Origin of the sequence: Luteitalea sp. (genome assembly GCF_022842525.1) — a bacterium.
In the GTDB taxonomy this organism is placed as follows: Bacteria; Acidobacteriota; Vicinamibacteria; order Vicinamibacterales; family Vicinamibacteraceae; genus Luteitalea.
This window is the reverse complement of the sequence record NZ_JALHPM010000041.1, coordinates 27,347-40,690: the sequence shown is the minus strand read 5'-3', so window position 1 is coordinate 40,690 and position 13,344 is coordinate 27,347. Positions and strand designations below refer to the sequence as shown.

The window sequence follows — 13,344 nt, the reverse complement described above, 5'->3', positions numbered from 1 at the left end:
GGCCTCGTCAAGGGCGATCACATCGTGGACCCGCGCACGGGCGAGCCTGTGCGCGGACGCCGCGCGGCGTGGGTTGCGGCCCCGCGGCCGGCCACACGTGGGCAGGCGGCGGCCGACGGGGCGCCACGACTCGCGGTCACCGCGGTGACCGACGCGCTGACCACCGCCTGCATGGTGATGAGCGTGGACGAGATCACGGCGCTGTGCGCGCGCAGCCCCGGGCTCGAAGCCTGGGTGCTGGAGGATCACGGGCAGGACGGGGCGGGTGAGGCCGGCCTGCGGCACTTCGGCGGTATGCACTCGGACGGGCCAGTGGCCCTGCAGACAGGAGACGCATGATGGCGGGCGAGGACGGCAAGGACAAGGTGGCACCGCGGACGACCGAGGGACAACGCAAGCTCGATCGCCGCGACGTGCTGATGGGACTCTCGACGGTCCCGGCGCTGGGGCTGTTCGGCTACGCGTGGCGCAAGCAGAACCAGGTCAAGCAGGCGGCGGCACGGGCCGCGGTCGCCCCGCGCGAGGCGGCCGCGGCAGGCGACGTGCGGGAAGTGAACGTCGCCCTGCTCGGCGCCGGCGCGCAGGGGCAGGTGCTCACCGAGGCGATGCAGCGCATCCCGGGCCTGCGGTTTCGCGCCGTGTGCGACATCTGGACCGAGTACAACCAGCGGCGCGTGGTGAACACGCTGAAGCGGTACGGTCACGAGGTCAACGGCTACGTGGACTACCGCGAGATGCTCGACAAGGAGCCCGCGATCGAGGCGGTGGTCATCGCCACGCCCGACTTCTGGCACGCCGAGCATGCCATTGCGTGCATGAAGGCCGGCAAGCACGTGTACTGCGAGAAGGAGATGTCCAACACGCTCGAGGGCGCCCGCAACATGGTGCTCGCCGCGCGCGAGACCGGCAAGCTCCTGCAGATCGGCCATCAACGCCGCTCGAATCCGCGCTACATCCACTGCCACGACAAGCTGCTGAAGGAGGCGAACCTGCTCGGACGGATCGTCACCGTCAACGGCCAGTGGAACCGCGCGGTAGCGGCCGACCTCGGCGCGCCCGACCGCTACGCGATCCCCCAGGCGACGCTGACGCAGTTCGGCTTCAAGGACATGCACCAGTTCCGCAACTGGCGCTGGTACAAGGGCCTCGGCGGCGGCCCGATCGTCGATCTCGGGTCGCACCAGATCGACATCTACAGTTGGTTCCTCGGCTCGAACCCGACGCACGTGACCGCCAGCGGCGGCCTGCTCTACCACGACCCCAAGACGCACGAGTGGTACGACACGGTCATGGTCATCTACGACTACATGACGCCGGCCGGCCCGGCCAAGGCGTACTACCAGACGCAGACGACCAACGGCAGCCAGGGCTACTTCGAGACGTTCATGGGCGATCAGGGCACGCTGCTGATCTCGGAGTCGGAACTGAACAACCCCGGCTCGATCTACCGCGACCCCAATGCGCCAGCCTGGGACGCGTGGATCCAGAAGGGCTACATCGGCGCCCCGGTGATCCCCGAGGCGAAGGACGAGGAGGAGGGCGCCTCGGGGGCGATCGCGGACGTCCGCGAGTCGGCGGCGCCCGATCGACACAAGGTGCCCGTCGCGCTCACCGACCCGTACCACCAGCCGCACCTGCAGAACTTCTTCGACGCCGTGCGCGGGAAGGCCAGGCTCAACTGCCCGGCCGAGGTCGGCTACGAGTCGGCGGTGGCGGTGCTCAAGGTCAACGAGGCGATCGAATCGAACACCCGGCTGGCGTTCCGGCCGGAGGACTTCAAGGTCGGGGGCGAAGCATGATGGCCGAGACGCGGGCTTCACGCTGGGCGATGGTCGGCATCACCGTGATGCGCGTGCTGGTGGGGTGGCACTTCCTGTACGAAGGCCTCGCCAAGCTCACGGCCGACTCGTGGTCGGCGGCTGGCTTCATGAAGCAGTCGCGCGGGCCCTTCGCCGGGTTCTTCCGGTGGCTCGCCAGCGACCCGACCATGCTGTCCTATTCCGACACGATCACGATGTGGGGACTGACGATCGTGGGCGCCTGCCTCATCCTGGGCCTGTTCACGCGGCTGGCGAGCCTGGGCGGCATCGGTTTCCTGATGCTGTTCTACCTGTGCAACCCCCCGTTCATCGGCTACTTCTACACGATCCCGTCAGAGGGCAGTTACCTGATCGTGAACAAGAACCTGGTGGAACTGGCCGCACTCGTCGTCGTCTTCGCGACAGGCAGCGGGACGTTCGCGGGGCTCGACCGCATCGTGCACGGCCTGTGGGTGCGGAAGCCGCGCCTGGCGCGGGCGTAGGCCCCCGTCGATCCAGCCCCTGTTCGGTGACCGGCGTCGCGTCGAACAGGGGGCGATGCTCTCTGCCTTCCTTTGGCACTCGCCTCGGGAAGGATCATGCGGTAGGCTCACAAGCAACTCGTCTATGACTCTGCGTCCCCACTCTCTCATCGTCCTTGCCTTCATCGCGTGGGTGGCGAGCATCTGCGTGGTGCCGGTGCTGGCGTCGCGATCGGCGGTTGCCGCTGCTCCCGCACCGGTGGCCGCCGCTGCGGCGCAGCCCCCTGACGCCCCCGTCGAGATCACCGACGCCGACTGCATGGACTGTCACGGCGACCCGGAGGCCACGGCCGACGACGGGCACAGCATCGCCGTGGACGCGTCGCGCTACGCCATGTCCGTGCACGGCAAGGAGGAGATGAGCTGCACCACGTGCCACGCCGACCTCGACGGCAAGGAACTGCCGCACGAGGACAAACTGGAGAAGGTCGACTGCTCGACGTGCCACGACGACGCGGTGAATGCCTACGCGAGCAGCGTGCACGCCACCGCGCGCCGCGATGACGGCAAGACTGTGGGCGCCACCTGCGTCGACTGCCACACCGCGCACGAGACGCAGCCGGTGGCCAGCGGCGCCTGGCGCATGGACATGGTGGCCGAGTGCGGCACCTGCCACCTCGATCGGCTCAAGACCTACAAGGACACGTTCCACGGCAAGATCACCTCGCTCGGATTCGAGCGCGTGGCCAAGTGCTCCGATTGCCACGGGGCGCACGACGTCCATCCGCAGAAGGACCCACGGTCGATGGTCTCCAGTGCGAAGATCGTGGCGACGTGCCAGCAGTGCCACAAGGACGCCACACCCGGGTATGCGCAGTACGATCCCCACGCCGACAAGGACGACGTCGAGCGCAGCCCCCAGCTGTACTACGCCTCGCGGTTCATGCACTGGCTGCTCGTCGGCACCTTCGGATTCTTCGGACTGCACGCGATGTTGTGGCTGCCCAGGAGCGCCATGGAGCGCCGCCGTCACAACCGCGCCCACGCCGAGTCGGCACCCACGGCAGATGCCGCGCCCGAGTCCGCACCCGAGTCGGCCGCGCCCGAGTCGGAGCCCGAGCCAACGGCTGCGCCGAAGGACACTGAACAGTCATGACCACCGAGACGGGACGATTCGTCCGGCGCTTCGACGCCGTCGACCGCACGCTGCACGTCTTCTTGATGATTGCGTTCCTCGGCCTGGCGATGACCGGGCTGCCCCTGGTGTTCCACGAGGCCGCCTGGGCCCGCAGGGTGGTGCGCCTGTTTCCGGATTTCGCAACCGCCGGGAACATCCACCGCGCGTGCGCCACGCTGCTGATCACGATCTTCATCGTCCACCTCGCGCGGGTGGGACGGCGCATCGTGATCGACAAGGACTGGGGGATGTTGTGGGGGCCGAGGTCGATGGTGCCGCAGCCGCGGGACGCCTCCGATTTCGTCGGCCACGTGAAGTGGTTCGTCGGCCTGGGGCCACGCCCGGCGTTCGACCGCTTCACCTACTGGGAGAAGTTCGACTACTGGGCCGTGTTCTGGGGCATGGGCGTCATCGGCGCGTCTGGCCTGCTGCTCTGGTTCCCGGCGTTCTTCTCGCGGTTCCTGCCCGGGTGGGCCTTCAACGTCGCCCTGCTGGTGCACGGCGAGGAAGCGCTGCTCGCCGTGGGCTTCATCTTCACGCTGCACTTCTTCAACGGACACCTCCGCCCGGAGAAGTTCCCGATGGACCCGGTCATCTTCACCGGCGTCGTCCCTGAAGAGGAGATGCAGCGGGAGCGTCCCGGGGAGTACGCCCGCATGCAGGCGGCAGGGACGCTCGACGCCATCCGCACGACAGCTCCGCCGCCCTGGCTGCGCGTCCTCGGCTACGCCATCGGCACCACGGCGATCGTGACTGGCCTGACGATGGTGGGCCTCATCGTCGTCGGCCTCATGCGGTAGCGGGCCGAGGCCCGCAAGACACCGCCCGGGGCGCGTCGACACGCCCCGGGCGTTCCCCTCGATCAGTCCAGCGTGATGGTGCGCTTCACCTTGTCGAAGCGCGCCCGCCGGCCCGTCTCATAGGACATCGTGGCCATGATGCTGGCCACGGAATGCTGGTAGCCGGTGTCGAGCGACGCGTTCGGCGTCTTGCCGTCGCGCATGCACCGGTACCAGTTCACCCAGTGGTCGGTCTGCTCGATGGGCTCGACCTTGTTCTCACCGCGAATCGAGCCGTCGCGGTTGATGCCGCCGTCGGGGCTGTAGGTGGCGTTGGACCAATCGAGCTTCAGCAGGCCCTTGTCGCCGGCGAAGCGGGTGACGTTGCCGGCGCTGTTGCCGAAGTTGGTCGTGTAGCTGATCATCAGGCCGTCGGGATACTGCCAGAGCGCGTCCACCTGGTCCGGCGCGGTGAAGCGATGCTCGTCCTTCCACGTATAGACCCCGCCCAGGCAGACGCACGTCTCGGGAATCCCGAGGTCGGCGATGTAGTGCACCAGGTCGAGGAAGTGCACGCCCCACTGCGGCACCGGCCCCTGCGAGAACTCCCAGTAGCCGAACCAGCCCGAATACAGGATCGGGTCGAAGGCCTTCTTCGTGCGGTCCTTGGCGAAGACCTTCCAGTCGAGATCGGCCGCCTTCACGTCGGGTTTCAGGTACTGGTACCAGTACGGCTTGTCGCCGTTGCGGATCTGATCGATGCGGGAAATCCTGCCGAGCTTGCCTGACTTCAGCAGGTCGCGGCAGCCTGCCGCCACACCAGAGCTGCGCAGCTGCGTGCCGACCTGGATGATGACCCCCGACGCCTTCGCCGCCGCGTACGCACGGTTCAGTTCGCCGATCTCGTTGGCCATCGGCTTCTCGACATAGACATGCTTGCCCGCCCTGGTGGCGGCCTCGAGGTGCGCGGCGTGCCAGTGATCGGGCGACGAGATGAACACCGCGTCGACCTCCCGGAGGTCGAGCAATTCCTCGACCGACCGGCACTGCTTCGCGTCGGTGCCAAACCACTCCTTGGCCTTGGCCGCCGCGGTCTCGCTCGCCACGCGCCAGGGGTCGTACACCGCGATGACTTCCAGGTTCTCTGCCTGGGCGTGCTGGTGCACGCTGGCCATCTCGACGCCGATGCCGCGGTCGCCGCACCCGATGAGGCCGATGCGGATCCGATCATTGGCGCCGATGCTGCGGCGCTGCGTGGCCGCGTCCAGGCCGCGTGGCGCAACCAGGGACACCGCCCCGGCTGCAGCAACGGTCGTCAGGAAGTCTCGGCGTGTGTGGGGGGGCCTCGTCATCGCGTCACTCCTTCTCCAAGCGCGCTGCGGGCGGGGAGCGCGCAGCATCCGATGCGCTGCCGAAGTGTACTGCAGGCGGGCACACCTGTGGGATGCTCGTGGCGCCATGCCGCTCGCTCCTCGCGCCCTCCTGCTTGCCGGTCTCCTGGTCGCTCGAGGACTCGTCGCGCTGATCGCGGCGGCGGGCTCGCCGCCCGCCCGTCCGTGGGTCGTCGCGCATCGCGGGGCCTCGGCCCATGCGCCGGAGAACACGATTCCCGCGTTCACGCTCGCGGCCGAGCAGGGCGCGACCTTCGTCGAACTCGATGTCCAGCGCACGAAGGATGGCGCGCTGGTGCTGCTGCACGACCTGACCCTCGAGCGCACGACCGACATCGCGCAGGTGTTCCCCGATCGGGCGCGCGAGGTGATGGTGAAGGGCGAGGCGCGTCGCCAGTGGCCGCTGGCCGATTTCACCCTCGCCGAGGTCCGACGACTTGACGCCGGCCGCTGGTTCGATGCGCGCTTCGCGGGGACGCCCGTGCCGACCCTCGCCGAGACGATCGCCGCCGTGCGCGGTCGCATCGGCCTCTACATCGAACTCAAGGCGCCGGAGCGGTATCCGGGCATCGAGGCCGAGATCCTTGCCGCGTTGACGGCCGCGGGGCTCGACCAGCCGTACGCGGACCCGAGGACGCCGGTGGTGCTGCAGTCCTTCACGGTGGGCAGCCTCCAGATTCTGGCGCGCGACCTCCGCACCACACTGCCGATCCACCTGCTCTTCGGGCCGGCGGACGCCGCACGCTGGACGTCCGCCGCGGGCCTGGCCGAGGCGCGGACGTTCGCGACCGGACTGAGCCCGGACAAACAGGTGCTGCGCGCCGATCCAGGACTGGCGGCGCGGGCCCACGCGCTCGGGATGCCGGTCACGCCGTACACGTTCCGCGCGTCTGCGGTGGGCACCTACGCCGACGTGGGGGCCGAGATGCGAGCCGCGCTGGCCGCGGGCGCCGACGGGGTCATCACCGACAACCCGGATCAGGCACCGCGTCGATAGCGGCCGCCCGCACCGCCGCTCGCGGTGACGCTAGGGGCGCACCAGGATGTAGTCGCCCCGGTCGTCGGCGCGACGGAAGTCCACGGCGTGGTAGCCCGCCGCGAACAGCGCCTCGAACTGCGCGCGCGTCTGCAGCCGCCAGTCGAGCGCCAGATCGGGCGCGTGCTGGAGCATGGCGCCGAAGCGCGCGGGCACGGGCACCCGCACCACCGGCGTGTCAGGCAGCGAGGGCGCGGCGTGATAGACGTCCCAGCCCTCGCGTCGCGTCACCGTTCCGGCTGGCACGCCGTCCTCCAGGGCCGCCCGCGCCAGCAGCGGTGATCGGATCGGCGTGCCGTTGGCGTCGATCTGCCACGTCGCGATGAAGCGATCGGTGGGGGCGCCCCTGTGCAGGTCGCTGGAGGAATCGCCGTAGACATGCTCGGCATACTCGTCGGCGCGCGCGCCGAGCTTCACCAGGTTGAGGTGGGCGTTGAGGCTCTGGAGCGGGTCGTAGGTCCACTGGATGCGCGAGTAGCCGCGCGCGGCCACACGCCGCGCCTGCTCGAACTTCAACTGGGTGCCCAGGCCCGCACTCCGCAGCCCATCGTCGACGCCGGTCATGTGGGACCAGTGCAGCCGCTGCCCGTGCCGATCGCCGGGGACGGAGAAGGCGAAGCCACGCAGGGTCCCGTCGATGAACGCGCCGAGCAGCAGGGCCCCCGACTTCACCAGCGCCACCATCAGCAGGATCGGGCTGATGTCGATGTCCTCGCCGCCCCACACGCTCCGCTCCATGGCCTGCACCAGGCGGATCTCGTCCACGCTGGTGAGCTCACGGAACTCGACCGCCGCCGCCGGCGGCAGTGACGACGAGGGCGAGGGCGCGGCGGGCGACGTCATCGGGAAAGCATAGCGGTTCTTGTACGATCCCCCTCATGTCGTCTGCCGCCTTTCCCCTCACGCGCACGTTGACGGCCGCCGCGCCCGTGCGTCTCTCCTCGATCGAGGTTCGCCTCGTGTCGCTGACGCTCGTGCGGCCGTTCGAGACCAGCTTCGGTCGCACCGACACGCGCACGGTGCCGCTGGTGCGGATGGTGGCCGACGGCGTCGAGGGCTGGGGCGAGATCGTGGCCGACCAGGAGCCGCTCTACAGCGAGGAGACCCTCGGCACGGCGCAGCATGTGCTGGCCGACTGCTTGATCCCGGCCCTGCTGGCGCGCCCCCTGTCGTCGGTCGAGGACGTCGCCGCGACCCTGCGCCGGTTCAAGGGCCATCGCATGGCCAAAGCGGGGCTCGAACTGGCGTTCATGGACCTGGCGGCCCGCTCTCGCGGCCTGTCGATCAGCCAGGCGATCGGCGGCACCCGTGATCACGTGCCCGTCGGTGTCAGCCTCGGCATCGAGAAGACCATCGACGCGCTGGTCGAGCAGGTCCTCGCGCACGTCGCGCAGGGGTACCAGCGCATCAAGCTGAAGATCAAGCCGGGGTGGGATGTCGAGGTCGTGCGCGCCGTGCGCGAGGCCTATCCGCAGGGGCTCCTGTCGGTGGATGCCAACACGGCCTACACGCTGGCGCACACGGAGCACCTCCGGCAGCTGGACGCCTTCGATCTGCTGATGATCGAGCAGCCGCTGGCGCACGACGACATGGTCGATCACGCGGCGTTGCAGCGCGCCCTCCGCACCGACATCTGCCTCGACGAGTCGATTCTCCATGCCCGTGGCGCCGCCCACGCGCTCGCGCTCGGCAGCTGCCGCCTGATCAACATCAAGATCGGGCGCGTCGGCGGCTACACCGAGGCCCTGGGCGTGCACGACGCCTGCCAGACGCACGGCGCGCCCGTCTGGTGCGGCGGCATGCTGGAGTGCGGTATCGGGCGCGCGCACAACGTGGCGCTGGCGAGCCTGCCCAATTTCTCGCTGCCCGGCGACATCTCGGCGAGCAAGCGCTACTGGGCGCGCGACGTCATCACCACGCCCTTCGAGGTGGCGCCCGACGGCACCGTCGCCGTGCCCACCGGGCCCGGGACCGGCGTGGAGATCGACCACGCGTTCCTCGACGAGATCACGGTCGGCCGGCGGGTATTCACGGCGCCGTAGCGTCGAGCGCCAGCAGCAGGGCGGCGGCCAGCGCGACACGGTCGGGCAGCGACGCGATGTCGACGTGTTCGTGACGGGCGTGCGCGCCATCACCGAGCGCGCCGAGGCCGTCGAGGGTCGGCACCCCGAGCGCCGCGGTCAGGTTGCCATCGGAGGCGCCACCGGTGGCGCCCTCCCTGACGTCCAGTCCCATCGCGGCACCGGCCTCCCGGGCCATCGTGAAGAGGCGCTGCACGTGCGGCCCGCGCTCCAGCGGCGGGCGCTCGAACCCGCCCCGCCAGGCGAGCCGCACGCGCGGATCGTGTGGGGCCAGGGCGGCAAACGCCTGCTCGATTCGTGCCTGTTCGGCCATCGCACTCACGCGGACGTCGACCTCGGCATGGGCATGTTCGGCCACCACGTTGGAGCGAGACCCGCCGTCGATCAGGCCCGCATTGATCGTCGTCCCGAGCTGGGGCGCCTGCAGGGCGTGCAGGGCGAGCACCTGCCGCGCGAGCTCGGTGATGGCCGACGCGCCGGCCTCGGGGGCGATGCCGGCATGCGATGACACGCCGTGGACGTCGAGGTGCCAGACGCCGACGCCCTTGCGCGCCGTCTTCAGCACGCCCCCCGGGAGCGCCGGCTCGAACACGAGGACGGCGACGCTGGCGCGCGCCTCGGCCTCGATCAGATCGCGCGAGGTATGGCTGCCCACCTCCTCGTCGGTCGTGAACAGGAAGCGGAGGCGCAGGTCCCGCAGCGACGAGCGCACCAGGGTCGCGGCGAGCATGGCGATGGCCAGGCCGGCCTTCATGTCGAACGTGCCGGGGCCGTGGAGGCGCCCGTCACTGATCGCGACCGGCATCTGCGCGAGGGTGCCGACCGGCCAGACGGTATCGAAGTGTCCCAGGAGCAGCACCTGGCGCGGACCCGTGCCGAGCGTGGCGCGCAGGTGCGCCCCCGCGCCCTCGCGCGGCAGCCGCTCCACCTCCGCACCGGTCTCCTGCAACAGGCGCGTGATGGCGTCGCCGCAGCGATCGAGGCAGGCCGCATCGCCGCTCGGCGACTCGATCCGGGCGAGCGCGCCGATGGTGTCGACGAGCCAGTCCCGGCGCGCCTCGCAGTCCTGGCGCAGTGACGGCAGGCGCTGTGGGGTCATGTGCCGCTATTGTCGCGCAGCGCCGGCCGTCACAGCGTCCGCAGGCGGTCCAGGTCGACGGGCCGTCCCGCTGCCACCACCGCGCGGACCTGCCGCACGCGCGCGATCGTCTGGGTGGGATCGCCCTCCACCACCACCACATCCGCCGCGGCACCGGGCCGCAGCGTCCCGAGGTCGACCCCACCGGGGCCGAGGAACGCCGCGCCCTCGCGCGTCGCCGCGCGCAAGGCGTCGGTCGGCGAGAGTCCGGCGGCCACCAGCAGGTCCAGCTCGCGCCACGGGGCCTCTCCACGCCCCGCGTGCGGCACCTCGGTGTGGCCGCCCATCACCAGCCGCGCACCGTGCGCGTGCAGGCGCGCGACCAGGGCCTGCATCTTCGCGAACCCCTCGGCGCGCGTCGCGGCCGTCAGCGTGCTCCCGCGTGGCGTCGCATCGGTCGACTGCGCCTCGAACACGGCCAGCGTCGCGTCGACGAACGGTCGCAGGCGCTCGACCACCGCGTAGAGCCGTCGTGCCTGCGGGCCATCGAGGTCGGCCTCGGCAAACAGCGCATAGCGGCCGTCACGCCGCGCGTCGTTGTCTGCGAGCACGGCCTGCCGGTAGCGTTCCGCCGCCATCGGCGACGCGATGCTGGTGCCGAACGACGTGACGTGCTCGACGCCGGTCAGGCCCGCCTCGATCACCGTCCGCGCGTCGAGGATCTCGAGGTGCGCGGTGCTCGGGACGCCCCGCAGCCGGCAGGCCTCGATGACGGCGAGCGCGCTGGCCAGCGGGAGCCGGTAGTAGATCTTGATGGCCGTCGCACCCTCGTCGACGGCGCGATGCACCTGCCGGCGCGCCTCCTCCGGGTCGCGCGCCACGACCGAGTCCTCGGGATAGGCCGGACGGTCCCCGTCGATGTGCGGACCCGTGAGGAACAGCCGCGGTCCCGGCAGGTCGTCCTGGGCGATGCGCGCCCGCAGCGGCGCGTGCATCGCCATCCACTCGCCCGGGTCGCGAAACGCCGTCACCCCGTGCGCGAGCTGCCGGAGCGCCAGCGCCGGGTCCGACTCGATGTGGTAGTGGCAGTCGACGAGGCCCGGCAGGATGGTGCCATCGGCCACCCGCGTGACCAGCGCCCCGGCCGGGGCAGGCACCGAGGCTGCCGTACCCGCAGCGACGATCCGGCCGTCGCGGATGACGACGCGCGCGCCGTCATTCGCGATGACCCTGGTGCCGTCGAACAGGCGGGGCGCCTCGAGCACGAGGGCGCCCGACGCGCGTGCCGTCGAGGCGGCCTGCGTCAGCGGGACCAATGCGCGTGCCACGCTCGCCCCGGCGGCCCAGGCACCGAGGGCGAGGACGGTCCGGCGCGTCATCGCTAGACCTCCCGCACCAGGCCTGCCCGGGTGCCCGCCGTGTTGCGCACCAGCACGAGCATGGCGGTCAGCGCGATCCAGGGGACGATGCTCGCGGCGACCATGACGGGCGCGAAGGAGTACTCGTCGGCCATCCAGCCCGTGAGGTAGATGGCCGCGATGGTGCCCAGACCCGCGCCGGTGCCCCCCATGCCGCTGACCGACGCCACCGACGCCGAGTCGTAGAGGTCCGCCGGCAGGTTGAGGATCACGGTCGAGAAGGCGGCATAGGCGAACGTCGAGATGGCGAAGCACGCGATGATGGCCGGCAGCGTGTCCACCCACAGGGTGGGCACCAGCATGGTCATGCCGATGGCCCCGACGACGCCGATGGACTTGCGGGCCGCTCCCACCGACCAGCCGCGCGCGATGAGCCAGCTCGACACGCCGCCGCCGAAGAAGTTGCCCGCATCGGCCGCGAGGAAGGGCACCCAGAACGCGAGCAGGCCTTCCTCGACGCTGAAGCCGCGGCTCACGAGATAGATGGCGAACCAGTCGGTGATGAAGAACCACACCGGGTCGGTGAAGGTCTTCGACAGGACGTAGCCCCAGGTCTGAGGCAGTCGCAGCAGGGTGGCGTACGGCAGCGAGACACCCGTCGCGTGTTCAGCGGCGTCGACCTCCTTGTCGCGCCGCAGCATCTCCCGCTCCTCGTCGGTGATCAGCGGATGCTCCTCGGGCCGTCGATACAGCGCCAGGAACAGGGCCAGCCACACGAAGCCCAGGGCGCCGGTCACGACGAAGGCCGGGCGCCAGCTGCCGAAGGCCGCGTACAGCGACAGGACCAGCCAGGGGGCGATGGCGGCGCCAATGGACGATCCGCTGTCGAAGAGCGCGACGGCCCATCCCGATTCGCGCCGCGGGAACCACTCGGACACGGCCTTGGTCGCGCCGGGCCAGTTGGCCGCCTCCCCGAGGCCGAGGGCGAACCGCGCGCCCATGAATCCCCCGAGTCCCGACGCCATCGACGTGGCCATGGCCGCCACCGAGTACCAGGCGACGCCGAGCGCCAGGCCCTTGCGCGTGCCCAGGCGGTCGATGACGCGGCCGGCCAGCGTCTGGCCCAGCGCATACGCCACGCGGAAGGCGATCAGGATGCGGGCGAAGTCGGAGTTGGTCCACCCGTAGTCCGTCTTCAGCAGGGGACCGAGGACGCTGAGGGTCTGTCGATCGATGTAGTTGATGACGGTCGAGAGGAACAGCAGCCCGCCGATGTACCACCGAAGCCCACGTACGCGTCGCGCCACCGAATCTCCCGCGAAATCATCCCGACAGAGGGAAAGCGCGTGAAGCTTACCGCACAGGCGGCATATGCTTGACGTCGCATGTCGTCGAGGCCCGGTCTCCTGCTGCAACGCGTCGTCGCCACGTCGCTCGCCTTCCTCATGCTCGCGGTGGCCCCGGGCGCGCAGACCCCCACCCCCGCGGCGGGGCGGAGTCGTCTGCCGCGCGCCGACGGCCCGCCCGTGCGCCTCGTGCTGCTGATCGCCGTCGACCAGTTCCGTCCCGACTACCTGAGGCGCTTCGGAGCGCCAGGCGCCGGGTTGCGCACCTTGCTCACGCGCGGGGCCGTCTTCTCGTCGGCCTACCTCGAGCACGGCATCACGGTCACCGCCGTCGGGCACTCGACGATGCTGAGCGGGGCCACGCCGGCCGTGAGCGGCATCATCGAGAATGCGTGGCACGAGCGGGCCACCAGGTCGCTGGTCGAGAGCATCACCGACCGTGACGTGCAGATCGTCGGCGGGACGGCGTCGGCTGGCATCGGCGCCTCGCCGCGCCGGATGCTCGTGCCCACCCTCGGCGATCAGATGAAGCTGGCCTCGGCCGCCGTGCCGGGGACCCCGCAGGCGCCTCGCGTCATCGGCATCTCCCTCAAGGACCGCAGCGCCATCCTGCCGGCGGGGCACGCGGCCGACGCTGCCTACTTCTTCCGCGGCGGGCGCTTCGTGACCAGCACCTACTACCGGGCGTCGTTGCCCGCATGGGTCGAGGCGGTCAATGCGCGGCGCCTCCCCGACACCTATGCCGGCAAGGCGTGGACCTTCGAGGGCGGGAGCCGGCCCTACCCGGCCGAACCGGGGCCGAAGCTCGACGCGGCCG

The 13,344-nt window shown here is 70.5% G+C and carries 12 protein-coding genes and 1 pseudogene; 8 read left to right on the top strand and 5 right to left on the bottom strand.

The features are described 5' to 3' along the window. The 5 genes and pseudogenes from Q0C41_RS10830 to Q0C41_RS10810 all read left to right on the top strand — a co-directional run. Nucleotides 1–339: pseudogene (locus Q0C41_RS10830) on the top strand (FAD:protein FMN transferase); the annotation flags it as partial. Further along, on the top strand, nt 339–1,799 hold the full coding sequence (locus Q0C41_RS10825; RefSeq protein WP_291983641.1) for a Gfo/Idh/MocA family oxidoreductase: 1,461 nt from the start codon (nt 339–341) through the stop codon (nt 1,797–1,799). The pseudogene Q0C41_RS10830 and the gene Q0C41_RS10825, both read left to right, overlap by 1 nt. Then, nucleotides 1,799–2,302: a DoxX family protein gene (locus Q0C41_RS10820; protein WP_291983639.1), complete on the top strand. Its 504-nt coding sequence runs from the start codon at nt 1,799–1,801 to the stop codon at nt 2,300–2,302. The genes Q0C41_RS10825 and Q0C41_RS10820 overlap by 1 nt, the downstream gene beginning before the upstream one ends. 124 nt (nt 2,303–2,426) lie before the next feature. Further along, nucleotides 2,427–3,437, top strand: coding sequence for a cytochrome c3 family protein (locus Q0C41_RS10815; RefSeq protein ID WP_291983637.1), 1,011 nt, complete (start codon nt 2,427–2,429; stop codon nt 3,435–3,437). Continuing rightward, the gene (locus tag Q0C41_RS10810) at nt 3,434–4,258 is read left to right on the top strand and encodes a hypothetical protein (RefSeq protein WP_291983635.1); all 825 of its coding nucleotides are present in this window, start codon (nt 3,434–3,436) and stop codon (nt 4,256–4,258) included. The genes Q0C41_RS10815 and Q0C41_RS10810 overlap by 4 nt, the downstream gene beginning before the upstream one ends. 62 nt (nt 4,259–4,320) lie before the next feature. On the opposite strand, the gene Q0C41_RS10805 is transcribed toward Q0C41_RS10810, so the two are convergent. Then, nucleotides 4,321–5,589: a Gfo/Idh/MocA family oxidoreductase gene (locus tag Q0C41_RS10805; protein ID WP_291983633.1), complete on the bottom strand. Its 1,269-nt coding sequence runs from the start codon at nt 5,587–5,589 to the stop codon at nt 4,321–4,323. A gap of 106 nt (nt 5,590–5,695) precedes the next feature. Here Q0C41_RS10805 and Q0C41_RS10800 point away from each other — a divergent pair, with 106 nt between their 5' ends. Further along, nucleotides 5,696–6,625 (top strand): glycerophosphodiester phosphodiesterase family protein, encoded by a 930-nt coding sequence (locus Q0C41_RS10800; protein WP_291983631.1) that lies wholly within the window; start codon nt 5,696–5,698, stop codon nt 6,623–6,625. 30 nt (nt 6,626–6,655) lie between these two features. Here Q0C41_RS10800 and Q0C41_RS10795 read toward each other — a convergent pair whose 3' ends face one another. Next, the gene (locus Q0C41_RS10795; RefSeq protein ID WP_291983629.1) at nt 6,656–7,507 is read right to left on the bottom strand and encodes a hypothetical protein; all 852 of its coding nucleotides are present in this window, start codon (nt 7,505–7,507) and stop codon (nt 6,656–6,658) included. A 35-nt stretch (nt 7,508–7,542) separates the two neighbouring features. On the opposite strand from Q0C41_RS10795, the gene menC reads away from it, so the two are divergent. Continuing rightward, nucleotides 7,543–8,706, top strand: a complete 1,164-nt coding sequence (gene menC, locus Q0C41_RS10790) for an o-succinylbenzoate synthase (RefSeq protein ID WP_291983628.1) — start codon at nt 7,543–7,545, stop codon at nt 8,704–8,706. Here the strand turns inward: menC and Q0C41_RS10785 are convergent. From Q0C41_RS10785 to Q0C41_RS10775, 3 genes are read right to left on the bottom strand one after another with little or no spacing between them, the layout of a single operon-like run. Then, nucleotides 8,693–9,844 carry a M20 family metallopeptidase gene (locus Q0C41_RS10785; protein WP_291983626.1) on the bottom strand — a complete coding sequence of 384 codons (1,152 nt, stop codon included), beginning with the start codon at nt 9,842–9,844 and terminating at the stop codon, nt 8,693–8,695. The genes menC and Q0C41_RS10785 overlap by 14 nt on opposite strands. A gap of 29 nt (nt 9,845–9,873) precedes the next feature. Then, the gene (locus tag Q0C41_RS10780; protein WP_291983624.1) at nt 9,874–11,202 is read right to left on the bottom strand and encodes an amidohydrolase family protein; all 1,329 of its coding nucleotides are present in this window, start codon (nt 11,200–11,202) and stop codon (nt 9,874–9,876) included. Between the two features lie 2 nt (nt 11,203–11,204). Then, nucleotides 11,205–12,488: an MFS transporter gene (locus tag Q0C41_RS10775; RefSeq protein WP_291983623.1), complete on the bottom strand. Its 1,284-nt coding sequence runs from the start codon at nt 12,486–12,488 to the stop codon at nt 11,205–11,207. A 78-nt stretch (nt 12,489–12,566) separates the two neighbouring features. Here Q0C41_RS10775 and Q0C41_RS10770 point away from each other — a divergent pair. Next, a partial coding sequence (locus Q0C41_RS10770) for an alkaline phosphatase family protein (protein WP_291983621.1) occupies nt 12,567–13,344 on the top strand: 778 nt, incomplete at its 3' end.